Genomic DNA, 24,585 nt, shown 5'->3' with positions numbered 1-24,585 from the left:
GACCGGCCCCGGGCCGTCAGCCCGCCGCGTCGAGGGCGCGGCGCACGGCGGCCGCGCCGTCCTCGTCCAGCTCGCCCCAGCACCGCAGCCGGGACAGCCCGCCGTCGGGGAACACGTCCAGACGCAGGTGGGTGGCCGGTGCGGCGCCGGGCAGCAGGAAACGGTGCCGGGTGTCGGGCTGCACCCGCTCGCGGTCGCGCAGCACCGTCCACGACCCGCCGGTGCGCTCGTCGCGGGTGCTGATCGAGACCCAGCCCGGTGCGTTCCCGACGAACCAGGTCGTGTCGACCTCCACGTGCCGCGGGACCCCGCCCGCGGCGAGCGCGAACTCGACCCAGTCGTTGCCGCCGTCGCGGCGCCGCGCGTTCTCCCAGCCCTCGCCCATGTGCCGTGCCTTCCCGGGCAGCAGCAGGTTGCCGGGGGAGGAGTAGAACTCGTCGGAGCAGCCGGTGACGTGCCCGCCGTTCTCCGCCGCGAGCAGGTCCACGGTGCCCTCGAGGAACCGCGGGTCGGGCAGCACCCGGCCGAGCACCCGGAACCGGGCGATCCCGCCGTCCGGGTGCATGATCAGCCGCAGGTGGGTGGCCCGGCGGATGTCGGTCACCGGATAGACGTTGGCGGTGTGCCCGGCGCACGCCGAGCGCGGCACGATCTCGTGCCAGGGCGCCTTCTCCAGCTCGTCGGGGGAGGGGTGGCCGTCGACGGCGGTCGCCTCGACGGCGATCTCCGGCGGGTAGTTGCCCTTGAACCAGGAGGTGTCGACGACGACGTGGTCCACCACGCCCGGCGCGCCCAGGCGGACCAGGGCCCAGTCGTGGCCGGGCTCGCGGCGGCGCCGGGTCTCCCAGCCGTCGTAGACCTTGCCCTTCAGACCGAACTCGTCGGGGTCGAAGCGGGGCGGGGCGGCGGTGATGAGGTTCTCGCGCTGGGCGAAGAACTCGTCGTTCGCGGCGACGACCGAGCCGCCGAGCGCGCGGGAGGCGAGGTCGATGAGCGAGGGGTCGGTCACGGTCTGCTCCTGATCATCGGGCGGGTGGGGGACGGGTGGTCGGTGGCGATCCGGGCGCCGAGCAGACGCAGCAGCTCGGCGGCGCGGTCGACCGCGTCGCGGTGGTCGAGGGCGGTGTCGGTGAGCGCGTAGGTCGCGAGGAAACCCGCGGCCCGCAGTGCGGCCGGGCCGAGGGTCACCTGCCCGGCGACGGCGACGACCGGGGTCCCGGCCGCGCGGGCGGCGGCGGCGACCCCGGCCGGGGCCTTGCCGTGCAGGGTCTGGGCGTCCAGCCTGCCCTCCCCGGTGACGACGAGACCGGCGCCGGCCAGCTCGTCGCCGAAGCCGGTCAGCTCCAGGACCGTACCGACACCGGGTGCGACGCGCGCCCCGCAGACCGCGGTCAGCGCGAGCCCCGCCCCGCCCGCGGCACCGGCGCCGCGCGCCGCGGCGAGCGCGTCGGCGTCGGTGCCGGTGGCGGCGGCGAGCACCTGCACCCAGCGGGCCAGCGCGTCGTCGAGCGCGGCGACCCCGGCGGCGTCGGCGCCCTTCTGCGGGCCGTAGACGGCCGCGGCGCCGTGCGGGCCGAGCAGCGGGTTGTCGACGTCGGCGGCGAGCCGGACCCGCACGGCCGGGTCCCGCAGCCGTGGGTGCAGCCCGGCCAGGTCGAGCCGGTCGGCCCGGGCCAGCGCCGCGCCGCCCCGCCCGACCTCGGCGCCACCGGCGTCCAGGACCCGGGCGCCGAGCCCGCGCAGCAGCCCGGCGCCGCCGTCGGTGGTGGCACTGCCCCCGAGCCCGACGACGACGTCGGTGCACCCGGCGTCGAGCACCGCGGCGAGCACGGTGCCGAGCCCCTCGGTGCCCGCGCCGCCCGGGGCGCGCTCCCCGCCGGGCAGGACCGCGAGCCCGGCCGTCGAGGCCAGCTCCACCAGCGCGGACACGCCGTCGCGGGCCCAGACGGCCGTCAGCGGAGCCCCGGTGGGGCCGGTCGTGGCGGTCGTGACCGGCTCCCACCCGGCGGCGAGAGCCGCGGCGACGGTGCCCTCGCCGCCGTCGGCGACCGGGCAGCGGCGCACCGGACGGCCCGGGTCGACGTCGGCGATCCCGGCCGCGAGCGCGTCGGTGACGGCGGCGGCGTCCAGCGAGCCCTTGAACTTGTCCGGGGCCAGCAGGATCGCGCTCACCGGCGGTGGGCCAGCGCGGTCGGGGCGTCGGCGGGGGTCTCGGCGAGGTCCTCGAACTCGGTGACGGCGTCGATCTCGGTGCCCATCGCGATGTTCGTGACCCGCTCCAGCACCACCTCGACCACGACGGGCACCTTGTGCTCCGAGGCCAGCTGCGACGCCCGGCGCAGGGTCGTGGCGATCTCGTCGGGCTCGGTGACCCGCAGCCCCACGCAGCCCAGCCCCTCCGCGACGCGGACGTGGTCGACGCCGTAGCCCTTGGGCAGCCCGGTCAGCTCCTCGTCGGCGTGCATGTTGTCGAAGGCCAGGGAGACCTGGAAGTCCATGTCGAACGCGCGCTGCGCCTGCCGGATCAGCCCCAGGTAGGAGTTGTTGACCACGACGTGCACATAGGGCAGTCCGAACTGGGCGCCGACCGCGAGCTCCTCCAGCATGAACTGGAAGTCGTAGTCGCCCGAGAGCGCGACGACCGGGGTCGACGGGTCGGCGACGACGGCGCCCAGCGCGGCCGGGATGGTCCAGCCGAGCGGTCCGGCCTGACCGCAGTTGACCCAGTGCCGGGGCCGGTAGACGTGCAGGAACTGGCCGGCCGCGATCTGGGACAGCCCGATCGTCGTCACGTAGCGGGTCTCCGGGCCGAAGACCCGGTTCATCTCCTGGTACACCCGCTGCGGCTTGATGGGGACGCAGCCGAAGTCGGTGCGCCGCAGCAGCGTCGCCTTCCGCTCGCGGCACGACTCCGCCCACGCGCTGCGGTCCGGCAGCGTCCCGGCGTCGCGGCGGCGGCGGGCCTCGGCCAGCAGGACGCGCAGCGCGGCCCCGGCGTCGGAGACCACGCCGTAGTCGGGGGCGAACACCCGCCCGATCTGGGTGGGCTCGATGTCGACGTGCACGAACCGGCGCCCGCGCCGGTAGGTGTCCAGCCCACCGGTGTGCCGGTTGGCCCAGCGGTTCCCGATCCCGACGACGACGTCGGAGGCCAGGAAGGTGGCGTTGCCGTAGCGGTGCGCGGTCTGCAGCCCGACCATCCCCGCGGCGAGCGGGTGGTCGTCGGGGATCGTGCCCCAGCCCATCAGGGTCGGCACGACGGGGACGCCGAGGATCTCGGCCAGCTCGACGAGCTCGGTGGCGGCATCGGCGTTGACGATGCCGCCGCCCGCGACGATCAGCGGCCGTTCGCCCTCGGCGAGCAGGTCCAGCACCCGCGACGCCTGCGGGCCGGTCATCGCGGGGCGGTGCACCGGCAGCGGGGCGTAGGTGTCGGGGTCGAAGTCGATGACGGTCTGCTGCACGTCGATCGGCAGGTCGATCAGCACGGGACCGGGCCGGCCGGACCGCATGAGGTGGAACGCCTGGGCGAACGCGCCCGGCACCTGCGCGGCCTCGCGCACGGTCATCGCCATCTTGGTGACCGGTGCCGCGATGGCCGCGATGTCGACGGCCTGGAAGTCCTCCTTGTGCAGCCGCGCGACCGGCGCCTGCCCGGTGATCGCCAGGATCGGGATCGAGTCCGCCGACGCCGAGTACAGCCCGGTCACCATGTCGGTGCCCGCCGGGCCGGAGGTGCCGATGCAGACGCCGATGTTCCCCGGGCGCGCGCGGGTGAAGCCCTCGGCCATGTGCGAGGCGCCCTCGACGTGGCGGGCCAGGACGTGGCCGATCGTGCCGCGGGCGCGCATCGCGGCGTAGAAGGGGTTGATCGCCGCACCCGGCACGCCGAACGCCTGCGTGGCGCCCTCGGCCTCCAGGATGCGGACGGCGGCCTCGGCCGCGGTCATCCGGGTCATGACGACTCCCCGTTCAGGCGGCGGACGGTGCGGTGCAGGGCGGAGTGGTCGAGGCCGCCGTCTCCGGCGGCCCGGGTGGCGGCGACGAGCTGGGCGACGAGCGCGGCCACCGGGGCGACCACCCCGGCCTCGCGGGCGGAGTCGGCGACGATGCCCATGTCCTTGTGGTGCAGGTCGATCCGGAAGCCGGAGGCGTAGTCCCCGGCCAGCATCTTCGGGGCTTTCTGGTCGAGGACCTTCGAGCCGGCGAGCCCGCCGCCGAGCACACGGACGGCGGCGTCGAGGTCGGCGCCGTGCGCGCGCAGGAACTCGATCGCCTCGGCGAGCAGGGCGATGTTCCCGGCGACGATCAGCTGGTTCGCGGCCTTGACGGTCTGCCCGGCCCCGGACGGGCCGACGTGCACGACGGTGCTCCCGACGACGTCGAGCAGCGGGCGGGCGGCGGCCACGTCGGCCTCCTCCCCGCCGACCATGATCGACAGGGCGGCGTTCTCGGCGCCCGCCTGGCCGCCGGAGACCGGGGCGTCGAGCATCCGCAGGCCGCGCTCGGCCGCACGGGCGGCGAGGTCACGGGCGACGTCGGGGCGGATCGTGGAGAAGTCGACCACCAGGGTGCCCGGCTCCGCGGTGTCGAACACGCCGCCGTCGCGGGTGCAGACGTCGACGACGTCGGGGGAGTCGGGCAGCATCAGCGCGACCACGTCGGCGCCGGTCACCGCCTCGGCGACCGTCGTGGCGGCCCGGCCGCCGTCGGCGGCGAGGGCCTCCGCCTTCTCCGGGCTCCGGTTGTGGCCGACGACGTCGTGCCCGGCCTTCACGAGGTGGCGGGCCATCGGGCCGCCCATGATCCCGAGGCCGACGAAGGCGATGGCGCTCATGCGGAGGCTCCTTCCCTGGTCAGCCAGCCGAACGGGTCGGCGGTGACGGGCTTGTACTCGAGGCTGACCGGGCCGTCGTAGCCGACGGCGACGACCCGGGCGAGCAGGTCGGCGATCGGCAGGTCCCCGGTGCCGGGTTCACCGCGGCCGGGGGCGTCGGCGATCTGGACGTGGCCGATCCGGTCGGCGTGGCGGTCGATCGCGGCCGCGGGGTCGTCGCCGTTCACAGCGAGGTGGTAGACGTCGAGCAGCAGCCGCAGGTGCGGCGACCCGACCCGGTCGAGCACGGCGACGGCGTCGTCGGCGGTCTTCAGGGGGTAGGCGTCGACGCCGCTGACCGGTTCGAGCAGCGCGACCGCGCCGATGCGGGCGGCCGCGTCGGCGGCCAGTGCGAGGCTGCGGACGGCGGTCTCGTCCTGGACGCGCGGGTCCAGGTCGTCGCGCCGGTTGCCGTGGAGGGCGTTGAAGCCGAGCGTGCCGAGCCGCTCGCCGATGCCGACGGCGACGGCGACGTTGTCGGCGAACTCGCTCGCGCGGTCCGGGTCGGACAGGATGCCGCGCTCGCCCGCGGGCATGTCGCCCGCGGTGAAGTTGAGCCCGGTGAGGGTGACGCCGGCGTCGGCGACGGCGGTGACGAAGGCGTCGACCTCGTGGTCGCCGGGCACGGAGTCCGCGAACGGCCACCAGAACTCGACGGCGTCGAAGCCGGCCGCCGCGGCGGCCGCGGGCCGGTCGAGCAGCGGCAGGTCGGGGAACACGATGGAGCAGTTGACGGTGTAGCGCACTTCAGGGGCCTCCTCGGTCCTCAGGCGGGCTCGGGCAGTCCCCGGTAGGCCCGCCACCCGCCGTGGGTGGTGATGTCGGTGAGCTCGTCGCGCTGGCGCTCCAGCACACCGGGCCGCAACCCGACGGCGAGGACGTCGCGGCCGTCGTCGAGCTCGATGACGGTGAGCTCGAGCTCCGGCGGCTCGTCGGGCAGGAAGTCGGTGCGGATCGCCGAGAGCGGGACGTCGTAGATCTCCCCGGCCAGCGGCACGCCGCCGGAGGGGTCCTCCAGCAGGGCCGGGAACTGGTCGCGTACCGAGTACATGCGGTAGTGCGGAGCGGTCCGGACCCCGCCCAGGAACGGGTGGGCGGACACGTTGTGGTGGAGCCGGCCGCCGCGCATCGCGTCACCGGAACAGAAGAGGGCAGTCACCGGAGCCTCCAATCATTCCGCAATGCGGAAAAGTGATTCCGTTGTGCGGTGTGAATCGGACCACGGCGTCAGGGGGCTGTCAAGCATCGTCGTCGCCGGCGACCCCTTGACGCTTGCGTGACCGGCGCCATAGCTTGATTCCGCTACGTAAGAGATTCGTTTCACATCGCGGAAATCAGCGCGTTACGTTGGACGCGCCACGACGTGGGAACCGAGGTGGCCCCGATGACGGGACCCGGAACGAGCGACCGACCCGCAGCAGCCCCGACCGGTGAGCGGGTGGCCGCCGTGCCCGTCACGCAGGACGGCGCCGACGCACCGAGCCCCCGGCTCTACAACCGCGACCTCGCGCCGACCACCGTCGAGGGACGGTCGTGGAAGGCCTACAACATCTTCACCCTGTGGGCCGTCGACGTGCACAGCCTGGGCAACTACGGCTTCGCCCTCGGCCTGTTCGCGCTCGGCCTCGGCGCCTGGCAGATCCTGGTCTCGCTCGGCATCGGTGCGCTGGTGCTGTTCGTGCTGCTCACCGTCGCCGGGTACATGGGCTACCGGACGGGCCTGCCGTTCCCGGTGATGAGCCGGATCTCCTTCGGCGTGCGCGGTGCCCAGCTCCCGGCCCTGGTGCGGGGCGCGGTCGCGATCGCCTGGTTCGGCATCCAGACCTACCTCGCCACCCGGGTGCTCGTCGTGATGGTCCTGGCCGTGGCGCCGTCGGCCGGTGCGCTGGAGCAGGTGTCGTTCCTGGGGCTGTCGGTGCTGGGCTGGATCTGCTTCGTCGTCCTGTGGGTCGTGCAGGTGGCGATCCTGCTGCGCGGCATGGACGGCATCCGCCGCTACGAGGCCGTCGCCGGCCCGATCGTGCTGGTGACCCTCGCGGTGCTCGCGGGCTGGGTGCTGTGGCAGACCGGTGGCGACATCGCGCTGTCGGTGCCCGAGCCGCTGACCGGCGGGGCGATGTGGGTGCAGATCCTCGCCGGGGCGTCGCTGTGGACGGCGATCTACGGCACCTTCGTCCTCAACTTCTGCGACTTCACCCGCGGCGCGGTGTCCACCGGCGCGGTCCGGCGTGGCAGCTTCTGGGGGATCCTGCCGAACACGCTGTTCTTCGGTGTCGTCGTCGTGGTGCTGGCGGGCGGCCAGCTGCGGATCGGCGGCCAGGTGATCTCCAGCCCGGCCGACGTCGTCAACACCATCCCCAACACCCCGCTGCTGCTGGTCGCCTCCGCGGCGCTGCTGATCCTGACGATCGCGGTCAACCTGATGGCGAACTTCGTGGCCCCCTGCTACGCCCTGTCCAACCTGTTCCCGCGGGTGCTCGACTTCCGCCGGGCCGGGGTGGTGAGCGCGCTGATCGGGCTGATCATCCTGCCCTGGAACCTGTACGACTCTCCGGTGGTGATCACCTACTTCCTGGGTGTGCTCGGCGCGCTGCTCGGCCCGCTGTTCGGGATCGTGATGGCAGACTACTGGCTGGTCCGGCGCGGCCGGATCGACGTCCCCGCGCTCTACACCGAGGCGAGCACCGGCGCCTACCACTACCGGGGCGGGGTCAACCGGCGCGCGGTCGCGGTGTTCGTGCCGTCCGCGGTGGTCGCCGTCGCCGTCGGGTTCGTCCCCGCGCTGGAACCGGTCGCGCCGTTCAGCTGGTTCCTCGGCGCCGGGGTCGCGGCGCTGCTGACCGTGCTCGTCGCCCCGCGCGGACGGACCTACCGCGCGGTCTCCGGGGAGCCGCTGGCCGTCGCACCGGCCGGGGGGCACTGATGCGCGTCGTCGTCGTCAACGTCAACACCACCGGGTCGGTGACCGAGGCCATCGCCGCCTCCGCCCGCGCCGTCGCGGCACCGGGTACCGAGATCGTCGGTCTGACGCCCCGGTTCGGCGCCGAATCGGTCGAGGGCAACCTGGAGAGCTACCTGGCCGCGGTCGGGGTCGCCGACGCCGTCGCGCGTTACGCCGCCTCCGGCGAGCGGTTCGACGCGGTGATCCAGGCCGGCTACGGCGAGCACGGCCGCGAGGGCCTGCAGGAGATGCTCGACGTGCCCGTCGTCGACATCACCGAGGCCGCCGCGACCACCGCGATGTACCTCGGCCACCGCTACTCGGTGGTGACCACCCTGGACCGCACCGTGCCGCTCATCTCCGACCGGCTGCTGCTCGCCGGGCTGGACCGGCGCTGCGCCTCGGTGCGGGCCTCCGGGCTCGCGGTGCTGGAGCTCGAGCAGGACCCGGATCGCGCGGTCGCCGCGATCGTCGAGCAGGCCCGGGTCGCGGTCGAGCAGGACCATGCCGAGGTGATCTGCCTCGGCTGCGGCGGCATGGCCGGGCTGGACGCGAAGGTGCGGGCGGAGACCGGGGTGCCCGTCGTCGACGGGGTGCAGGCCGCGGTCACCGTCGCCGAGTCGCTGGTCCGGCTCGGCCTGACCACCTCGACGAGCCGCACCTACGCGGCACCCCGTACCAAGAAGATCACCGGATTCCCCCTGGAGATGTCATGACCAGCTACGACCTCGTGGTCCGCGGGCAGCGGATCATGACCACCGCCGGCGAGCAGCCCCGCGAGATCGGTGTGACCGGCGGGCGGATCGTCGCCATCGAGCCGCTCGGCAACGCCCTCGACGGGGCCCGGGTGATCGACCTCGCCGACGACGAGGTGCTGCTGCCCGGCCTCGTCGACACCCACGTGCACGTCAACGAGCCCGGCCGCACCGAGTGGGAGGGCTTCGCCTCGGCGACCCGGGCCGCCGCGGCGGGCGGGGTCACCACGATCGTCGACATGCCGCTGAACTCGATCCCGCCGACCGTCGACGTCGCGGCGCTGGAGGTGAAGCGCAAGGTCGCCGAGCACCAGGCGTTCGTCGACGTCGGATTCTGGGGCGGCGCGGTGCCGGGCAACCTCGGCGACCTGCGCGGCCTGCACGACGAGGGCGTCTTCGGGTTCAAGTGCTTCCTGCTGCACTCCGGGGTCGACGAGTTCCCGCCGCTCGACGCCGACGAGATGGAACGCGACATGGCCGAGCTCGCCACCTTCGACGCCGTCATGATCGTGCACGCCGAGGACTCCCGGGCCATCGAGAAGGCGCCCACCCCGCACGGCGCGAAGTACGACACCTTCCTGCGCTCGCGTCCGCGCGGCGCGGAGAACCTGGCGATCGCCGAGGTCATCGAGCGGGCCCGCTGGACCGGGGCGCGCGCGCACGTGCTGCACGTGTCCTCCTCCGACGCGCTCCCGATGATCGCGACCGCGCGGCGCGACGGCGTCCGGATCACCGCCGAGACCTGCCCGCACTACCTCACGCTGTTCGCCGAGGAGATCCCCGACGGCGCCACCACGCACAAGTGCTGCCCGCCGATCCGCGAGGCGTCGAACCGGGAGCTGCTGTGGGAGGGCCTGCTCGACGGGACGATCGACTGCATCGTGTCCGACCACTCGCCCAGCACCGCCGAGCTGAAGCTGCTCGACTCCGGGGACTTCGGGCTCGCCTGGGGCGGGGTGTCGTCGCTGCAGCTGGGGCTGTCGCTGGTGTGGAGCGAGGCCCGCCGGCGCGGCATCGGGCTCGCGCAGGTGGTCCAGTGGATGGCGTCGAAGCCCGCCGACCTGGTCGGGCTGCGTTCCAAGGGCCGGATCGCGCTCGGCTACGACGCCGACCTCGCCGTCTTCGCCCCCGACGCCGCCTTCGTCGTGGACCCGGACCGGTTGCACCACAAGAACAAGGTGAGCGCCTACGCCGGCCGGTCGCTGTCCGGCGTGGTCCGGCGCACCGTCCTGGGCGGCCGCGACGTCGACGTGTCCGGTGAGCCGCACGGCAGGCTGCTGCGCCGCGGCTCGGTGGAGCGGGTGACGGGTGCACCCGGCGCCCCGGACGGCACCGAGGTCCCGGCCGCACCGCCCGAGCAGGGCTAGACTTCCGTCATGCGGAAGAACGATCCCGACAGTCGCGTCGGCGCCGCCGCGGACGTCGCCGCAGCGGCACCGGCCCGCTCGGGGACCGTGCAGTCCGTGGAGCGGGCCGTGGACCTGCTGGAGGCGATGGCCGACGCGGGCGGCACGGTCAGCCTGTCCCACCTCGCGGCCACCTCCGGGCTCCCGCTGCCGACCATCCACCGGCTCGTCCGGACGCTGGCCGGGCGCGGCTACGTCCGCCAGCAGTCCTCGCGGGAGTACGCCCTCGGCCCCCGCCTGGTGCGCCTGGGTGACACCGCCGGGCGTCTGGTGGGGATGTGGGCCCGGCCCCGGCTCGCCGCACTGGTCGACGACCTGGGGGAGAGCGCCAACCTGGCGCTGCTGGAGGGGAACCAGGTCGTCTACGTCGCCCAGGAGCCCGGCCGGCACTCGATGCGGATGTTCACCGAGGTCGGGCGACGGGTGTCGCCGCACTGCACCGCCGTCGGGAAGGCCCTGCTGTCCCGGATGCCGGTCGAGCGGGCGCGGGAGGTGCTGCGGCACACCGACTTCGTGCGGCACACCGACAACACGATCACCTCGCCCGAGGAGTACTTCGCCGAGCTCGACAAGGTCCGTGCCGCCGGGTACGCCGTCGACGAGGGCGAGCAGGAGCTGGGGGTGCGGTGCGTCGCCGTCGCGCTCGACGGGCCGCTGCCCGCCGCGGTGTCCATCTCCGGCCCGACGACCCGGATGACCGACGCGCTCCTCGACTCCGCCGTGCCGAAGCTGCGGTCCGTGGCCGACGCGCTGGTGACCGAGCTGGCCCGGCAGGACGCCGCGGGGGTCTGAGGCCGGGCCCCTGTCGGCGTCGTCCACACCGCGGCCGACGCCGTCGGACTCCGACGGGCCCGACCATGATCGGAGATCCGGAAGGGATCGGTGCCACTGCCGGCACCGATCCCTTCCGAGTCCTCGATCACCACGGGGATGCGGTTCGCGATCGCCACCGGAACGGAGCGAACGGGCCCGGCCGGGGCACCGCGGCCGGATGCTCCGGCGATGACCGAGAGCCCGGACAGCGGCCACGACATCCCCTCCGCCGGTCCCTCCGCCGGTCCCTCCGCCGGTCCCTCCGGCGTGGCCGGAGGGGTCGCCGCGTTGCTGGTCCGGCAGGCCGGCGTCATCAGCCGGGCCCAGGCCATCGCCTGCGGTATGTCGGGGCGCACCGTCGCCCGCCGGGCGTCGACCGGGGCATGGTGCATGGTGCACCCCGGGGTCTACCTGGTCGCCGGGCACCGACCGGGACACGAGAGCAGGGTCCGAGCGGCGGCGCTCTGGGCCGGTCCGCGGGCGAGGTTGAGCGGACCCGCAGCCGCGTTCCGGCACCGGATGCTCGACGAGCCGCCCGGCACGATCGGGTTCACGGTCCCGCGCACGATGCACCGGGTCCCCGTCCCCGGGTCCCCGTCCCCGGGGTGACGCTGCGCAGGCGGGTCCTGGACCCGGCCGACCGGACGGTGCTGCACGGCGTCGCGGTGACGACGCCGACGTGCACCGTGCGCGAGGCCGCCCCGGGTGGCGGGACCTCGCTTCCTCGACCGCGCCCTGCAACGTCACGTCGGCTTCGCCGAGCTGCACGCGTGCGCCGTGTCCGTGAGGTCCTGGCCGCCGCAGCGTGACCGGCCCCGGACCGGCAGCGGTGATCGTCGTCGCGGAAGGGATCCGTGCCACGGACGGCACCGGGCCCTTCCGGAACGACGATCATGCTGCGGCGCTCAGTCGTCCCTGACCTGGGTGCCCGGCTTCGCCGTGACCGGCTCGTAGGACTCCGGGCCCAGCACCTCGCCCGAGGCCAGGATCCGGATCTCCCCGGTCTGCACCAGCACCGCAGGGCCCGCCGCGACGACCGACGGCGCCGACGGCCGTCCGGGGGCGAACACGTTGAAGAACAGGTTGAGCAGCACCGCGACGATCGCCGCCGAGCTGATGCCGGAGTGGAAGATCGTCGCGAACCAGTCCGGGAAGTTCGCCCAGAAGTCCGGCGAGACCACCGGGACCAGGCCGAACGCCACCGACGCCGCGACGATCACCATGTTGTTGGTCCCGCGGTACTCGACCGCGGCGAGCGTCCGGATGCCGCTGGCGGCGACCGTGCCGAACAGCACGATGCCCGCCCCGCCGAGCACCGGCTGCGGGATCGACGAGAACACCGCGGACGCCATCGGCGAGAGCCCCAGCACCAGCAGGAGCAGCCCACCGGCGGCGACGGCGAACCGGCTCCGGATCCCGGTCAGCGCGACGAGCCCGACGTTCTGGGCGAACGCCGTCGCCGGGAAGGAGTTGAACACCGGCGCGACCACCGAGGCGGCCATGTCGGCGCGCAGACCGTCGCCGACCCGGCGGGCGTCCACCCGGGTCTCGACGACCTCGCCGACCGCGAGGATGTCGGCGGTGGTCTCCACCATGATCACCAGGACCACGATGACCATCGAGACGGTCGCCCCGACCGTGAACAGCGGGGTGCCGAACGCGAACGGCGCGGGCAGCGCGGCGACGCTCGCCCCGCCGACGCCGGAGAAGTCGCTCAGCCCGGCCACCAGCGCGACGACGGTCCCGACCAGCAGCCCGAGCAGCACCGACAGCCGCGAGAGCACCGCGATCTTCCCGGCGACGACCACCACCAGGAAGGTGAACCCGGCCAGCGCGATCGAGGGCAGCGCGGCGAACTCGGGGTTGGGCACCGTCGCCCCGCCCACGGTGACGGTCTCCCGGCCGGTGATCCAGCCGGTCGCCACCGGCATCAGCGACAGCCCGATCACGGTGATGATCGACCCGGTCACCACCGGCGGGAACAGCCGCACCACCCGGGCGAAGAACGGGGTGATGAGAAGCCCGGCCGCGGCTGCGACGATCACCGCGCCGTAGACGGTGCGCAGGCCGTCGGTGCCGTCGTCGCCGACGATCGCGATCATCGTCGACACCGAGGCGAACGACGTGCCCTGCACCAGTGGCAGCTGCGACCCGAAGAACGGCAGGCCGAGGGTCTGCAGCAGGGTGGCGAGCCCGCTGATGAACAGCCCGGAGGCGACGAGCACGGCGCTCTGCGCGGGGGTGAGCCCGGCCGCACCGCCGATGATGATCGGTACCGCGATCACGCCGCCGAACATCGCGAGGATGTGCTGGACGCCGTAGCCGATCGTCGGCCCGATCCCGAGCCGTTCGTCCTCCGGGCGCAGTGCCTGTTCCGTGCTCGTGGCCTGTTCCGTGCTCATGGCGGATCCCCTCGGTGGGAGTGGCGGGTCAGACGAACGACGGCACGTCGGTCCACGCCTCCGGCGCCGGGGTCACGCCGTCACGGACGACGGTGCCCTCGATCAGGCCGTAGGGGCGGTCCGCGGCGTGGAAGACCTCGTTCGGGTTCTTGAGCCCGAACGGCGACAGGTCGGAGAGGAAGTGGTGCTTGTTGGGCATCGCGAACCGGATCTCGGCGACGCCGTCGCAGGCCTCGACCGCGGCCCGGCCCATCTCGTAGAGCGACTGCTGCAGCGCGAGCGAGTGGGTGGTGGCGAACGCCGACAGCATCGCCGCGCCGATCGCGTCGTAGGCGCCGTTGAAGTCGATCCCGGCGGCGACGGCGTCGGGCAGGTAGCGCCAGCGCGCGGTGACCGAGGTGGCGAGGATGCGGTCGTCGGTCTCGACCAGGGTGGTGTAGCGGTCGCGCGGGAAGCCGTGGAACTCGCTGCCGGTGGACTTCAGCACGGTGAGATCTTTCAGCCCGGCGGTGACGTGGGTGGCCCCGCCGGTCTTCTGCACCGTCGCCAGCCGGGTGGCCCGGCCCTTCCGGACGAACGAGTGGTCGTGCCCGGCGCCGTCGACGACGATCCGCTCCCACTCGTACAGCTCGGCCTGCCAGAGCCCGCCGGTGATCCAGTCGAACTCGCCGGTGAAGTGGTCGCCGAGCAGCAGCAGGAACTCCTCGGGCGAGGTGATCCCGTGCTCGGAGGCGAAGGCGTACACCACGTTCTTCTGGGTGTCGGTGGCGACGACCTTGGAGTTGTCGCCGGTCAGGTAGCTGCTCTCCAGGGCGGCGCCCCGCAGCTGGCTGGTCACGTTGAGGTCGGTGATCTCGTGCCGGGCGGTGTCGCGCACGACCCGCACCACGCGGACCTCCGCCTTGCCGTACTTGTTGTCGCCGAGGTGGACCGAGACGGACATGATCAGCTCCCGAGGTAGGTGGAGTAGGAGTAGGGCGACAGCAGCAGCGGGACGTGGTGGTGGCGGTCGGTGTGCTCCGGGCGGAACGCGATCGACACCTCCGGGAAGAACGGGCTCGGCGTCGTGAACGTGATCCGGTGCAGCACCCCCGCGGTGAGCGTGGCGGACTCCGGGGCGCGCCAGCGGCCGTCGTCGTCGGTGGTGCCCGACGCCAGCACAGTCCCGTCGGCGCCGGTCAGGGTGACCGGGACGCCGGTGGCCGGGCGGCCCGCCGCGGCGTCGAGGACGTGGGTGGAGAAGCTGCTCATGCCAGCACCTGCCGCATCCGCAGGGCGGTGATCTCGGCCAGCTGACCGGCGGCCTCGGCGCGTTCGGCGGCCGGGTCGTTGCCCAGCCTGCGCTCCAGCTCGGCGAGGATCTGCCGGGCGTCGCGGCCGGCGGCCCGGATCAGGAAGACGTGGCCGAAGCGCTGCTCGTAGGCGGCGTTGCCGGCGGCGAGCCGGGCGGCGGTGTCCGCCCCGGTGTCCACGCCGGACTGTTCGGAACGGGAGAACGCGGCGCCGTCGGCATGGGCGCCGCCGGGGCGCTCGCCGATGCGGGGGTGCCCGGCCAGCGCGGCGTCGATCTCGGTGCTGTCCAGGGCGAGGACCGCCTTCTCCGCCGCGGCGACGGCGTCGTCGACGCTGCCGTAGGGGCGACCGGCCAGCAGCCGGTCCGCCCACCCCGGCGAGGTGGCGCAGGCACGCAGGGCCGGGCGCAGCTCGTCGGGTGGGGCGGTGTTGAGTCGGTCGAGGGTCAGGTCGTCCGGCATGGGTCCTGCTTCCGTACTTGTCCGTGAAGTTTCACGATGCGGAATCGTGGTTCCGAAGTGTCATCAGTGTTGGTTTCGCGACGGTGGGGTGTCAAGGGTCACCCGGCCGAACGGCCCTGCCGGAGCACGCGGGACCGGCGGACCATCCCCGGTCATGACCACCGAGACGCTCACCACCGGTTGGGAGCCGGACGGCCCGGTCGGTGACAGCCTCGCGCGCCGGTTCGTGCACGCCTACGCCGACCGGACCACCGCGATGGCGGCCCGGTCCGGCGGGCGGGCGCGACGGGTGGCCGGTGCCGTCCTGGCCGACCCCGGGTCCCCGTTCGGCTACGACAACGCGGTCGTCCTGACCGCCCCGCCGGACCCCGGCGGCCTGCGCCGGGTGCTCGACGACGCGGCCGGGTTCTTCCCGCCGCACCGCTGGTGGGTGCTGCTCTCGCTGTTCGCGCTGCCCGACCTGGGCGGGTACGGGCTGGTGCGGGTCGGCCATCCGCCGCTGATGTTCCGCCCGCCGGGACCGCTGCCACCGCCTCCGCCGGACCTGCGGATCCGGACGGTGCCCGACGCCGACCCGGCCGACTTCGAGCGCGTCCTGGTCGCCGGCTACGGCTTCGCCGAGGTGGGGCGGCCGGCCGTCGCGGACCCGCGGTCCGCGGGCCTGCTGCACCTGGTCGTCGGGTACGCCGGGGACGAGCCGGTCGCGACGGCCGGGGCGGGCGTGCACCACGGCGTGGTCGAGGTCGACTGGGTGTCGGTGCTGCCGGAGCACCGGGGCCGCGGGTTCGGCGGGGCGGTCACCGCGGCCGTCTGCGCGGCCGCGCCCGGGCTGCCGTCGCTGCTGATCTCCAGCGACGACGGCCACCCGGTCTACCGCCGGCTGGGCTTCTGGGACCTGTTCCGCACGACGATGTGGGAACACCCGCCCTCCTGACCGCCCGCCCAGCGTCCCCGCCCGCCCTCGCCCGTCGCCACCGTCGTCACGGGGCCGCCGTCCGCCCCGGCCACCCCGTCCACCACGGTGGCCGGTCCGGCGCGGGGACGCACCCGTCGTGCCCGGATCGTCACGCAGTCGTCCCGGCCGGTCCGCCGGCCGTCACGCGGCGCCCGGATCGTCCGGGGCCGGTGTCACGCAGTCGTCACCCGACGGCAACCGGCGTCGCCGTTGCGGAACGCACCATTCCTCACCGGTGGTCCTCCGACCCGGCCACCGTGGGAGCTTCGATGACGCAGGAGATGGACCGGACCGCGGCGGCGCCGGCGGGAGCCGCGCGCGAGACGCTGGAGGACTACACGCTGCGGTTCGCGCCGCGCAGCTACCGCCGGTGGTCGCCCGGCGTCGTCGGGGTGACCGCGCTCGGCGGGATCGCCTACCTCGCCGACTTCGCGATCGGCGCGAACATCGGCATCGCATACGGCACGGTCAACGCCCTGTGGGGCATCGCCGTGTTCGCGCTGGTGATCATCGCGACCGGGCTGCCGCTGGCGTACTACGCGGCCCGCTACAACCTGGACCTGGACCTGATCACCCGCGGCAGCGGCTTCGGCTACTACGGCTCGATCCTGACCAACGTCATCTTCGCGACCTTCACCTTCATCTTCTTCGCCCTCGAGGGCTCGATCATGGCCCAGGGTCTCGAGCTGGGCCTGGGGCTGCCGCTGTGGGCCGGCTACGCCGTGTCCACGGTGATCATCTTCCCGCTGGTGGTGTACGGGATGTCGCTGCTGTCCACGCTGCAGGTGTGGACGACGCCGCTGTGGCTGGTCCTGATGGTGCTGCCCTTCGGCTACCTGCTGCTCGCGCACCCGGACTCGGTGTCGACGTTCCTGGCCTACCAGGGCGAGGACGGCGCGGGCGCCCCGAGTCTCGGCTCGGTCATGCTCGCCGCCGGGGTGTGCCTGTCGCTGATCGCCCAGATCGCCGAGCAGATCGACTACCTGCGGTTCATGCCACCCAGGACCCCGGAGAACGCCCGCCGCTGGTGGGCCGCGACGCTGCTCGCCGGGCCGGGCTGGGTGCTGTTCGGGGCGGCGAAGCAGGTCGTCGGGCTGTTCCTCGCCGTCCACCTGATCGCGAACCTGGCCGACGGCGCGACGGTGGCCAACGAGCCGGTGCACCAGTTCCTGGCCATCTACCAGGAGCTCATGCCCGCGTGGCTGGCCATCACCCTGGCCGTGGTGCTCGTCGTCATCAGCCAGATCAAGATCAACGTCACCAACGCCTACTCCGGCTCGCTGGCCTGGACCAACTCCTTCACCCGGGTCACCGGCACCTACCCCGGGCGGCTGGTGTTCCTCGGCGTCAACCTGGTGATCGCGCTCGTGCTGATGGAGGCGAACATGTTCGACTTCCTCAACGCGATCCTCGGGTTCTACGCCAACATGGGCATCGCCTGGATCGTCGTGGTCGCCACCGACATCGTGGTGAACAAGTACCTGCTCGGCATCTCGCCGAAGGTCCCGGAGTTCCGCCGCGGCATGCTGTACGCGGTCAACCCGGTCGGGTTCGGCTCGGTGGTCGTCGCGGGCGGGCTGTCCATCGCGGCGTTCTTCGGGCTGCTGGGCGAGGCGATCGCCCCGTTCTCGCCGCTGGTCGCGATCGTGCTCGGCGTGGTGCTGCCCCCGGTGATCGCGCTCGCCACCCGGGGCCGCTGGTACCTGCGCCGCACCGACGACGGCATCGACCTGCCGATGCTCGACGAGCACGGCAACCCCTCGGCCGTCACCCTGCCGTGCCACGTGTGCGGTCAGGACCTGGAACGACCGGACATGGCGGCGTGCCCCGCGCACGACGCCTACGTGTGCTCGCTGTGCCTGAGCACCGACCGGACGGGCAAGCACCTGCTCCCGGCCCAGGTGTGACCGCCACCGGTGGGGGAGCGGCACCCGGCCCCTCACCGGTGCCGGTCGCCCGACGGCTCAGGAGGCGGCGCGGACCGCCTCGGCGAGGCGGCGGGCGGCGGTGACGGCGTCGTGCGCGACGGCCGTCGCGAGCGCCCCGCGTCCCGGCAGCGGGGACAGGCTCCAGCCGTCCCCGCAGGTCGCGGGGACCTGCTCGCGGGCGGGCCCGACCAGGACCTCGGTGCCCAGGACCCGGTGCCCGGCGAGGTGGGCGGGGGAGGCGTCGAGCAGCGGGTCGCCGATCTCCTGGGTCTGCACCAGCAGCGGCCGGCCGGGCGCGGCACCGTTCCCGGCGGCACCGTTCCCGGCGGCACTGCACTCGGTGACCCGGACGGTCCCGCGGCAGCGGCCCGGCCGCTCCCCGGTGCGGCCGGCGACCAGCAGGTCCCGGGCGCGCAACGCGGCGGTCGGGGCGAGCACCACGTCGAGCACGGTCTCGTGGTGGGCCCGCCCGGTCACCACGGTCGGCTCCGGCAGGTAGGTCAGCGACCCGCCGTCGCCGACGCTGCAGCGCAGCACGGTCCGGCTCGGCCGGGCCGCGCGGTCGGCACTGCGGCCACCCGGCAGGGCGACGGCCGCCGCGACCCCGGTCAGGGTCAGGTGCGCCCCCGCGCCGACGGTCACGGTGAGGGTGACGTCGTCGCCGGCCAGCGGGGTCGAGGCCGACCCCACCAGGTGCACGACGGCGTCGGACCGGCTCGCACCGGTGACGCCACGACGGGGGACCAGGGCCAGCGGGGACTGCGCCCGCAGCGTGGTGACGACCGAGCGGCCGTCCCGCGCGACGACCACGAGCTCCGCGCAGGCCAGCACCTCAGACGCTCGCCCGGACCGCGGCGACCTGCTCGAGCACCCAGGCGCCGACGTCGCCGGCGCCCGGGTCCTCGACCAGCGACTGCGCGATCACCGGCAGCTCCCCGCGGATGCGCGCGGCGTCGCCGGTCATGACCCCGAGGTCGGCGCCGACCAGCGGCGCCAGGTCGGTCTTGTTGATCACGAGCAGGTCCGCGGTGGTGACGCCGGGGCCGCCCTTGCGGGGCACCTTGTCCCCGCCCGCGACGTCGACGACGAAGATCTGCCGGTCCACCAGGCCGCGGGAGAACACCGCGGTGAGGTTGTCCCCGCCGGACTCCACGAGCACCAGGTCCAGGTCGCCGAAGCGCTCCTCCAGCAGCTCGACGGCGTCGAGGTTGGCGGTGATGTCGTCGCGGATCGCGGTGTGCGGGCAGCAGCCGGTCTGCACGGCCTCGACCCGCTCCGGCGGCAGCACGGCGTTGCGGCGCAGGAAGTCCGCGTCCTCGGTGGTGTAGATGTCGTTGGTGACCACGGCCAGGCGGACCCGCTCGCCGAGGCTGCGGGCCAGCGCCGCGACCAGCGCCGTCTTGCCCGACCCGACCGGCCCGCCGATCCCGATCCGCACCGAGCGCCCGCCGGCCGGGACCGGTGCGTGGTGGTCGTGGTCGGTGACCGTCGGGTCGAAGCTGATCACATGACCGTGGCCGTGCCCGGTCTGCCCGGTCTGCCCGGTCGGCGGGCTCTGTTCAGGAGGCAAAGAGACGCACCCTCTCGCGGTGGTGGTGGACGTGGGACTCGGCCATGAGGTCGAGGACCGGCGCGCCGGGCGCCGGGAGGTCGGCGGGGTCGCCCACCGCGAGGTCCGCGGCCTCGTCGACGACGACGGCCAGGTCGTCGTCCAGGGCGACGAGCGCGGCGTTGACGGCGAACGGGTCCAGCCCGAGCAGCCGGACCGCCGCCGACGCGGGCCCGGAGACGGCGAGGTAGCCGACGCAGCGGGCCGCGTCGGACGGGGACTCCCCGGCGACGCCGACGACGACGCCGACGATCAGCGGATGGTGCGGGCGCCGGTCGACCGCGACGAGCGTGTCGAGCTCCGGCGACGGCCACGCCGCCCGCGCCGCGCGCAGGGCGGCCTTCCCCTGCACCCGCGACGCCTCGCGCTGCGCGAGCGACGGCGTGCGCGCGTCGAGTGCCGCGTCCAGCGCCCCGAGCCGGTCCCGGCCCGCGGGGTGCGCGGCGGCCGCGGCGGCGCAGGCCGCGACCCGGCCCGCGGTGCGCAGCCGCGCCCGCAGGAACGCGTGCAGCGACGCGACGTCGGTGACCAGCCCCCGCTCGGCGGCCTCCTCCAGCCCGCCGGAGTGCACGTGCCCGCCGCCGGGGAACCGGGCGTCGGCGAGCACCAGTGACGCGAGACCCGCCATCAGAACAGGAAGTACCGCTGCGCCATCGGCAGCTCGCTCACCGGCGCGGGCTCGACGACGGCGCCGTCGATCGTCACCTCGAACGAGTCCGGGTCGACGCGCACGTCCGGGGTGGCGTCGTTGCGCAGCATCCCGGCCTTGCGCACCGAGCGGGTGTCGGCCACCGGCACCGCGGGCGTCGCCAGCCCGAGCCGCTCGGGAACGCCCGCCTCCAGCGCCGACGGCGCCATGAAGGTGAGCGAGCCGAGCGCGGCGGGGGTGTGGGCGTAGCCGAACATCGGGCGTCCGTAGACCGGGCCGGGCGTGGGGATGGAGGCGTTCGCGTCGCCCATCTGCGCCCACACGGCGAACCCGCCCTTGAGGACGACCTCGGGGCGCACCCCGAAGAACTTCGGCTCCCACAGCACCAGGTCGGCGAGCTTGCCGACCTCGACCGACCCGACGTGCGCGGCGGCGCCGTGGGCGAGTGCGGGGTTGATCGTGTACTTGGCGACGTAGCGCTGCGCACGCAGGTTGTCCGCCCGCTCGGAGTCACCGGGCAGCGGGCCGCGGGCGGCCTTCATGACGTGCGCGGTCTGCCAGGTCCGGATGACGACCTCGCCGATCCGGCCCATCGCCTGCGAGTCGCTCGACATCATCGAGATCGCGCCCAGGTCGTGCAGCACGTCCTCGGCGGCGATCGTCGTCGGGCGGATGCGGGACTCGGCGAAGGCCAGGTCCTCGGGCACCGACGGGTTCAGGTGGTGGCACACCATGAGCATGTCGAGGTGCTCGTCGAGGGTGTTCACGGTGTGCGGGCGGGTCGGGTTCGTCGACGACGGCAGCACGTGCGAGGTGCCGACGACCTCGATGATGTCCGGGGCGTGCCCGCCGCCGGCGCCCTCGGTGTGGAAGGCGTTGATCGAGCGCCCGGCGATCGCGGCCAGTGTGGACTGCAGGAACCCGGCCTCGTTGAGGGTGTCGGTGTGGATCGCGGCCTGCACGCCGGTCTCCTCGCACACCCGCAGGCAGGCGTCGATCGCCGCCGGGGTGGTGCCCCAGTCCTCGTGCAGCTTGAACCCGCCCGCCCCGGCGCGCAGCTGCTCGTGCAGCGCCTCGGCCGAGACCGTGTTGCCCTTGCCCATCAGCAGCAGGTTCACCGGCTGGTGGTCCATCGCCTGCAGCATCCGGCCGATGTTCCAGGGGCCGGGCGTGACGGTGGTGGCCTTCGACCCGTCGACCGGGCCGGTGCCGCCGCCGAACAGCGTCGTGACCCCGGACGCGAGTGCGGTCTCGACCAGCTGCGGGCAGATGAAGTGCACGTGCGCGTCGATCGCACCGGCGGTGAGGATGCGGCCGTTGCCGGCCAGGACCTCGGTGCCGGGCCCGATTACCAGCGCCGGGTCGACCCCGTCCATCGTGTCGGGGTTGCCGGCCTTGCCGATGCCGACGATCCGGCCGCCCTTGACGCCCACGTCGGCCTTCACCACGCCCCAGTGGTCCAGCACGACGGCGCCGGTGATCACCAGGTCCGGGCAGTCCGCGGCCGCGACGGCGGCCTGCCCCATCGACTCCCGGATCACCTTGCCGCCGCCGAACATGACCTCGTCGCCGGACGCCGGGCCGCGCGAGCGATCCTCGGTGACCTCGATCAGCAGGTTCGTGTCGGCGAGCCGGACCCGGTCCCCGACGGTCGGGCCGTACAGGTCGGCGTAGCGCGCGCGGTCGATGGTCACTGCTCGTAGCTCCGCTCGTCGAGGGCGCCGGCCCGTTCCGCACGCAGACCGGGGACCCGGCGCGCCCCGGCGATCGGCACCAGCGTCACCTCGCGCTCCACACCGGGCTCGAACCGCACCGACGTCCCGGCGGGGACGTCAAGCCGGTGTCCCCACGCGGCGTCGCGGTCGAAGGACAGTCCGGGGTTCGCAGCGGCGAAGTGGTAGTGCGACCCGACCTGCACCGGGCGGTCCGCGGCGTTGACCACGGTCAGCGTCAGCCGGGGGCGGCCGGGGTGCAGCTCGACCGGCTCGGTGCCGACGAGGATCTCGCCGGGCGTCATGCGATCGGCCCGTGCACGGTGACGAGCTTCGTGCCGTCCGGGAAGGTGGCCTCCACCTGCACCGAGTCGAGCATCTCCGGGACGCCGTCGAGGACGTCGTCGCGGGTCAGGACCTCCCGGCCGCTGCTCATCAGCTCGCTGACGGTGCGGCCGTCGCGGGCGCCCTCCAGGACGTGCTCGGTGATCAGCGCGACCGACTCCGGGTAGTTCATCCGCAGACCCCGCTCGCGACGCCTGCGGGCGACGTCGGCGGCGACGTGGACGAGGAGCTTGTCGCGCTCGCTCGGGCTGAGGTGCATGCCCCGCATTGTGTCCGGACCCGGGTTGCGACGGGATTGCCGGGAGGTTCCGAACGGTGTCCCGCCGGGGGCCCGATGACCGGGTCGACTGTCGGAACCTACGAAAGCCCCGCGACGAGCGGCCCGGGGTTCGTCGGAGACGGCGGTGCCGGGCGGTCCCGGCCCGGGCGCATGGTGATGCAGGTCGCAATCCGGCCCCCTCCGCGCGCCCTGCCCCGTCACACCCTCCGGCTCCCATCGAGGTCACCGATGCGCCTGCGCCGATCCACCAGCCGAACCACCGATCCCGCCCGCCCCGTCCACCCGGTCGACCGGGTGCCGCCCGCCGGACGGCTCGCCGTCTACGGCATGCAGCACGTGCTGGCGTTCTACGCCGGCGCCGTCGTCGTGCCGATCCTGCTCGCCAACGCCATCGGTCTCGACGAGCGCCAGCTCATCCACCTGATCAACGCCGACCTGTTCACCTGCGGCATCGCCTCGATCCTGCAGTCGGTCGGGATCGGCCGGATCGGGGTGCGGCTGCCGCTGCTGCAGGGCGTCACGTTCACCGCGGTCTCGCCGATGATCGCGATCGGGCTGGCCGCGGGTGGTGGCACCGCCGGGCTCACCACCATCTACGGCGCGGTGATCGTCGCCGGGCTGGTGACCTTCCTCGCCGCGCCCTACGTCGCGCGGCTGCTGCGCTTCTTCCCGCCGGTCGTCACCGGCACGGTGATCACCGTGATCGGGCTGGCGCTGCTGCCGGTCGCCGCGACCGACGCCGTCGGCGGCGCGAACGCCCCCGACCCCGGGAACCCGCTGTACCTCGGGCTCGCCCTCGGCACGCTCGCGGTGATCGTGCTGATCCAGCGGCTGTTCCGCGGTTTCCTCGCCACCGTCGCGGTGCTCGCCGGGCTCGTGCTCGGGACGCTGGCCGCGGTGCCGTTCGGTCTGGTCGACCTGTCCGCGGTGGGGGAGTCGGACTGGGTCGGGGTCACCACGCCGTTCCACTTCGGCTGGCCGCAGTTCTCGCTCGCCGCGATCCTGTCGATGATCGTCGTCATGATGATCACCGCGGTCGAGACGACCGGTGACGTGATCGCCACCGGCGAGATCGTGGACAAGAAGGTCGGGCCGGACGACGTCGCCCGCGCCCTGCGCGCCGACGGCGCCGCCACCACCCTGGGCGGTGTCCTCAACTCCTTCCCCTACACCTGCTTCGCCGAGAACGTCGGCCTCGTCCGGCTCACCCGGGTCTCCAGCCGCTGGGTGGTCGCCGCCGCGGGCGGTTTCATGATCCTCATCGGGCTGGTGCCGAAGGCCGGGGCGCTGGTCGCGGCCGTGCCGCACCCGGTGCTGGGCGGGGCGGCGCTGGCGATGTTCGCGACCGTCGCCGTCGTCGGGATCCAGACGCTGTCGCGGGTCGACTTCCGCGACCACCGCAACGTCGTCGTGGTCGGGTCCGGGCTCGGGGTCGCGCTGTTCGTGACCGTGCAGCCGGACGTGGCGCAGGCTCTGCCACAGTGGGCGGGCATCGTGCTCGGCTCCGGGATCACCGCGGGCAGCGTCGTCGCGATCGGGCTCAACCTGCTGTTCTTCCACACCGGGCGCCGCCGCGGCGCCGCCCCCGCGACGGCCGGCGGGGACACCGTGACCTTCGACCGGCTCGCCGGCGCCGACGCCGGGGAGTTCGCCGCGGTCCTCGGGCGGCTGTTCGAGGGCCCGACCGCGGTGCCCGGGCGGGTGCACGCCCGCGGCCCCTTCACCGACGCCACGGCGCTGCGCGCCGCGGTGCAGGACGAGCTGTTCGCCGCGCCGCCCGAGGAGCAGCGGGCGCTGATGGGCCACTACCCCGATCTGGGCGGTCTGGTGGGCACCGGCTCCGCCGCGCCGGCGTCCGCCCGCGACGGGGGCACCGCGACCACGGGCGCCGGCGCGGCGGCACTGCGCGACCGGGCCGGTCTGGCCCTGCTCGACGGCGACGACCGCGCCGAGCTCGGCCGGCTCGCCGCGGCCTACCGGGAGCGGTTCGGGTTCCCGCTGATCGTGTGCCTGCGCGACGCCGGGGACCGCGGCGCCCTGCTCGCGACCGCGCGGCGCCGGCTCACCCACCCGCCGGCGCAGGAGCACGCGGCGGCGCTCGTCGCCGTCGCGACCGTCGCCGGGCACCGCTTCGACGACCTCGTGTCCGGCTGAGCCGCC

The 24,585-nt window shown here is 74.1% G+C and carries 24 protein-coding genes; 8 read left to right on the top strand and 16 right to left on the bottom strand.

Features of this window, described 5'->3' with window-relative positions:
• Window positions 1-16: 16 nt before the first annotated feature.
• Genes alc through DMP15_RS17110 form a run of 6 tightly spaced genes read right to left on the bottom strand, consistent with a single transcriptional unit; the run spans window position 17 to window position 6,035 of the window.
• The gene (gene alc / locus DMP15_RS17135) at window positions 17-1,009 is read right to left on the bottom strand and encodes an allantoicase (protein ID WP_073575047.1); all 993 of its coding nucleotides are present in this window, start codon (window positions 1,007-1,009) and stop codon (window positions 17-19) included.
• Window positions 1,006-2,172: a glycerate kinase gene (locus tag DMP15_RS17130; RefSeq protein ID WP_337826158.1), complete on the bottom strand. Its 1,167-nt coding sequence runs from the start codon at window positions 2,170-2,172 to the stop codon at window positions 1,006-1,008. The genes alc and DMP15_RS17130 overlap by 4 nt, the downstream gene beginning before the upstream one ends.
• Complete coding sequence (gcl, locus tag DMP15_RS17125; RefSeq protein WP_073575045.1) at window positions 2,169-3,959, bottom strand: glyoxylate carboligase; 1,791 nt, start codon at window positions 3,957-3,959, stop codon at window positions 2,169-2,171. The genes DMP15_RS17130 and gcl overlap by 4 nt, the downstream gene beginning before the upstream one ends.
• Window positions 3,956-4,837 (bottom strand): NAD(P)-dependent oxidoreductase, encoded by an 882-nt coding sequence (locus DMP15_RS17120; RefSeq protein WP_073575044.1) that lies wholly within the window; start codon window positions 4,835-4,837, stop codon window positions 3,956-3,958. Before DMP15_RS17120 ends, gcl begins: the two co-directional genes overlap by 4 nt.
• Window positions 4,834-5,622, bottom strand: coding sequence for a hydroxypyruvate isomerase family protein (locus tag DMP15_RS17115; RefSeq protein WP_073575043.1), 789 nt, complete (start codon window positions 5,620-5,622; stop codon window positions 4,834-4,836). Before DMP15_RS17115 ends, DMP15_RS17120 begins: the two co-directional genes overlap by 4 nt.
• 20 nt (window positions 5,623-5,642) lie before the next feature.
• Window positions 5,643-6,035, bottom strand: coding sequence for an allophanate hydrolase-related protein (locus DMP15_RS17110; RefSeq protein ID WP_062394669.1), 393 nt, complete (start codon window positions 6,033-6,035; stop codon window positions 5,643-5,645).
• Between the two features lie 288 nt (window positions 6,036-6,323).
• Here DMP15_RS17110 and DMP15_RS17105 point away from each other — a divergent pair, with 288 nt between their 5' ends.
• The 5 genes from DMP15_RS17105 (at window position 6,324) to DMP15_RS17085 (ending at window position 11,400) form a co-directional block, all read left to right on the top strand.
• Window positions 6,324-7,799 (top strand): NCS1 family nucleobase:cation symporter-1, encoded by a 1,476-nt coding sequence (locus DMP15_RS17105; RefSeq protein ID WP_253068132.1) that lies wholly within the window; start codon window positions 6,324-6,326, stop codon window positions 7,797-7,799.
• On the top strand, window positions 7,799-8,533 hold the full coding sequence (locus tag DMP15_RS17100) for an aspartate/glutamate racemase family protein (protein ID WP_073575041.1): 735 nt from the start codon (window positions 7,799-7,801) through the stop codon (window positions 8,531-8,533). Before DMP15_RS17105 ends, DMP15_RS17100 begins: the two co-directional genes overlap by 1 nt.
• The gene (allB, locus tag DMP15_RS17095) at window positions 8,530-9,939 is read left to right on the top strand and encodes an allantoinase AllB (protein WP_237454206.1); all 1,410 of its coding nucleotides are present in this window, start codon (window positions 8,530-8,532) and stop codon (window positions 9,937-9,939) included. Before DMP15_RS17100 ends, allB begins: the two co-directional genes overlap by 4 nt.
• Window positions 9,940-9,948: 9 nt before the next feature.
• Window positions 9,949-10,770: an IclR family transcriptional regulator gene (locus tag DMP15_RS17090; protein ID WP_073575040.1), complete on the top strand. Its 822-nt coding sequence runs from the start codon at window positions 9,949-9,951 to the stop codon at window positions 10,768-10,770.
• Between the two features lie 210 nt (window positions 10,771-10,980).
• Window positions 10,981-11,400, top strand: a complete 420-nt coding sequence (locus tag DMP15_RS17085; protein WP_337826157.1) for a type IV toxin-antitoxin system AbiEi family antitoxin domain-containing protein — start codon at window positions 10,981-10,983, stop codon at window positions 11,398-11,400.
• Window positions 11,401-11,696: 296 nt separating this feature from the next.
• On the opposite strand, the gene DMP15_RS17080 is transcribed toward DMP15_RS17085, so the two are convergent.
• From DMP15_RS17080 to uraD, 4 genes are read right to left on the bottom strand one after another with little or no spacing between them, the layout of a single operon-like run.
• On the bottom strand, window positions 11,697-13,193 hold the full coding sequence (locus DMP15_RS17080; protein ID WP_073575038.1) for a nucleobase:cation symporter-2 family protein: 1,497 nt from the start codon (window positions 13,191-13,193) through the stop codon (window positions 11,697-11,699).
• A 28-nt stretch (window positions 13,194-13,221) separates the two neighbouring features.
• Window positions 13,222-14,136: a factor-independent urate hydroxylase gene (gene pucL / locus DMP15_RS17075; protein ID WP_073575037.1), complete on the bottom strand. Its 915-nt coding sequence runs from the start codon at window positions 14,134-14,136 to the stop codon at window positions 13,222-13,224.
• Between the two features lie 2 nt (window positions 14,137-14,138).
• A complete protein-coding gene (locus DMP15_RS17070; protein ID WP_073575036.1) occupies window positions 14,139-14,444 on the bottom strand; it encodes a hydroxyisourate hydrolase in 306 nt (101 codons plus the stop codon).
• Window positions 14,441-14,947: a 2-oxo-4-hydroxy-4-carboxy-5-ureidoimidazoline decarboxylase gene (gene uraD, locus DMP15_RS17065; RefSeq protein ID WP_337826156.1), complete on the bottom strand. Its 507-nt coding sequence runs from the start codon at window positions 14,945-14,947 to the stop codon at window positions 14,441-14,443. Before uraD ends, DMP15_RS17070 begins: the two co-directional genes overlap by 4 nt.
• Window positions 14,948-15,101: 154 nt before the next feature.
• On the opposite strand from uraD, the gene DMP15_RS17060 reads away from it, so the two are divergent.
• Window positions 15,102-15,881: a GNAT family N-acetyltransferase gene (locus tag DMP15_RS17060; RefSeq protein WP_337826155.1), complete on the top strand. Its 780-nt coding sequence runs from the start codon at window positions 15,102-15,104 to the stop codon at window positions 15,879-15,881.
• 290 nt (window positions 15,882-16,171) lie between these two features.
• Complete coding sequence (locus DMP15_RS17055; protein WP_337826154.1) at window positions 16,172-17,809, top strand: purine-cytosine permease family protein; 1,638 nt, start codon at window positions 16,172-16,174, stop codon at window positions 17,807-17,809.
• A 57-nt stretch (window positions 17,810-17,866) separates the two neighbouring features.
• Here the strand turns inward: DMP15_RS17055 and DMP15_RS17050 are convergent, their stop codons facing one another.
• Genes DMP15_RS17050 through DMP15_RS17025 form a run of 6 tightly spaced genes read right to left on the bottom strand, consistent with a single transcriptional unit; the run spans window position 17,867 to window position 22,404 of the window.
• Window positions 17,867-18,661 (bottom strand): urease accessory protein UreD, encoded by a 795-nt coding sequence (locus DMP15_RS17050; RefSeq protein ID WP_073575032.1) that lies wholly within the window; start codon window positions 18,659-18,661, stop codon window positions 17,867-17,869.
• Window position 18,662: 1 nt separating this feature from the next.
• A complete protein-coding gene (ureG, locus tag DMP15_RS17045; RefSeq protein ID WP_100877886.1) occupies window positions 18,663-19,400 on the bottom strand; it encodes an urease accessory protein UreG in 738 nt (245 codons plus the stop codon).
• Window positions 19,390-20,067, bottom strand: coding sequence for an urease accessory protein UreF (locus DMP15_RS17040; RefSeq protein WP_100877885.1), 678 nt, complete (start codon window positions 20,065-20,067; stop codon window positions 19,390-19,392). The genes ureG and DMP15_RS17040 overlap by 11 nt, the downstream gene beginning before the upstream one ends.
• Window positions 20,067-21,782 (bottom strand): urease subunit alpha, encoded by a 1,716-nt coding sequence (locus tag DMP15_RS17035; RefSeq protein ID WP_337826153.1) that lies wholly within the window; start codon window positions 21,780-21,782, stop codon window positions 20,067-20,069. The genes DMP15_RS17040 and DMP15_RS17035 overlap by 1 nt, the downstream gene beginning before the upstream one ends.
• Window positions 21,779-22,105, bottom strand: coding sequence for an urease subunit beta (locus tag DMP15_RS17030; RefSeq protein WP_073575028.1), 327 nt, complete (start codon window positions 22,103-22,105; stop codon window positions 21,779-21,781). Before DMP15_RS17030 ends, DMP15_RS17035 begins: the two co-directional genes overlap by 4 nt.
• On the bottom strand, window positions 22,102-22,404 hold the full coding sequence (locus tag DMP15_RS17025) for an urease subunit gamma (protein ID WP_020622559.1): 303 nt from the start codon (window positions 22,402-22,404) through the stop codon (window positions 22,102-22,104). Before DMP15_RS17025 ends, DMP15_RS17030 begins: the two co-directional genes overlap by 4 nt.
• A gap of 249 nt (window positions 22,405-22,653) precedes the next feature.
• On the opposite strand from DMP15_RS17025, the gene DMP15_RS17020 reads away from it, so the two are divergent.
• The gene (locus DMP15_RS17020; RefSeq protein ID WP_100877883.1) at window positions 22,654-24,579 is read left to right on the top strand and encodes a solute carrier family 23 protein; all 1,926 of its coding nucleotides are present in this window, start codon (window positions 22,654-22,656) and stop codon (window positions 24,577-24,579) included.
• Window positions 24,580-24,585: the final 6 nt, after the last annotated feature.

The organism is Pseudonocardia sp. UM4_GMWB1 (assembly GCF_017312155.1).
GTDB classification, from domain to species: Bacteria; Actinomycetota; Actinomycetes; order Mycobacteriales; family Pseudonocardiaceae; genus Pseudonocardia; species Pseudonocardia alni.
The sequence above is the reverse complement of the archived record's forward strand: the minus strand, read 5'-3'. Positions and strand labels throughout refer to the sequence as shown.

Excerpts from the sequence above, each read along its gene's own strand:
- gcl (WP_073575045.1), bottom strand. The coding sequence starts at position 3,959 with ATGACCCGGATGACCGCGGCCGAGGCCGCCGTCCGCATCCTGGAGGCC.
- DMP15_RS17070 (WP_073575036.1), bottom strand. The coding sequence starts at position 14,444 with ATGAGCAGCTTCTCCACCCACGTCCTCGACGCCGCGGCGGGCCGCCCG.
- uraD (WP_337826156.1), bottom strand. The coding sequence starts at position 14,947 with ATGCCGGACGACCTGACCCTCGACCGACTCAACACCGCCCCACCCGAC.
- pucL (WP_073575037.1), bottom strand. The coding sequence starts at position 14,136 with ATGTCCGTCTCGGTCCACCTCGGCGACAACAAGTACGGCAAGGCGGAG.
- DMP15_RS17100 (WP_073575041.1), top strand. The coding sequence starts at position 7,799 with ATGCGCGTCGTCGTCGTCAACGTCAACACCACCGGGTCGGTGACCGAG.
- DMP15_RS17090 (WP_073575040.1), top strand. The coding sequence starts at position 9,949 with ATGCGGAAGAACGATCCCGACAGTCGCGTCGGCGCCGCCGCGGACGTC.
- DMP15_RS17085 (WP_337826157.1), top strand. The coding sequence starts at position 10,981 with ATGACCGAGAGCCCGGACAGCGGCCACGACATCCCCTCCGCCGGTCCC.
- DMP15_RS17030 (WP_073575028.1), bottom strand. The coding sequence starts at position 22,105 with ATGACGCCCGGCGAGATCCTCGTCGGCACCGAGCCGGTCGAGCTGCAC.
- DMP15_RS17020 (WP_100877883.1), top strand. The coding sequence starts at position 22,654 with ATGCGCCTGCGCCGATCCACCAGCCGAACCACCGATCCCGCCCGCCCC.
- DMP15_RS17025 (WP_020622559.1), bottom strand. The coding sequence starts at position 22,404 with ATGCACCTCAGCCCGAGCGAGCGCGACAAGCTCCTCGTCCACGTCGCC.
- DMP15_RS17055 (WP_337826154.1), top strand. The coding sequence starts at position 16,172 with ATGACGCAGGAGATGGACCGGACCGCGGCGGCGCCGGCGGGAGCCGCG.
- DMP15_RS17060 (WP_337826155.1), top strand. The coding sequence starts at position 15,102 with ATGACCACCGAGACGCTCACCACCGGTTGGGAGCCGGACGGCCCGGTC.
- DMP15_RS17040 (WP_100877885.1), bottom strand. The coding sequence starts at position 20,067 with ATGGCGGGTCTCGCGTCACTGGTGCTCGCCGACGCCCGGTTCCCCGGC.
- DMP15_RS17120 (WP_073575044.1), bottom strand. The coding sequence starts at position 4,837 with ATGAGCGCCATCGCCTTCGTCGGCCTCGGGATCATGGGCGGCCCGATG.
- allB (WP_237454206.1), top strand. The coding sequence starts at position 8,530 with ATGACCAGCTACGACCTCGTGGTCCGCGGGCAGCGGATCATGACCACC.
- DMP15_RS17080 (WP_073575038.1), bottom strand. The coding sequence starts at position 13,193 with ATGAGCACGGAACAGGCCACGAGCACGGAACAGGCACTGCGCCCGGAG.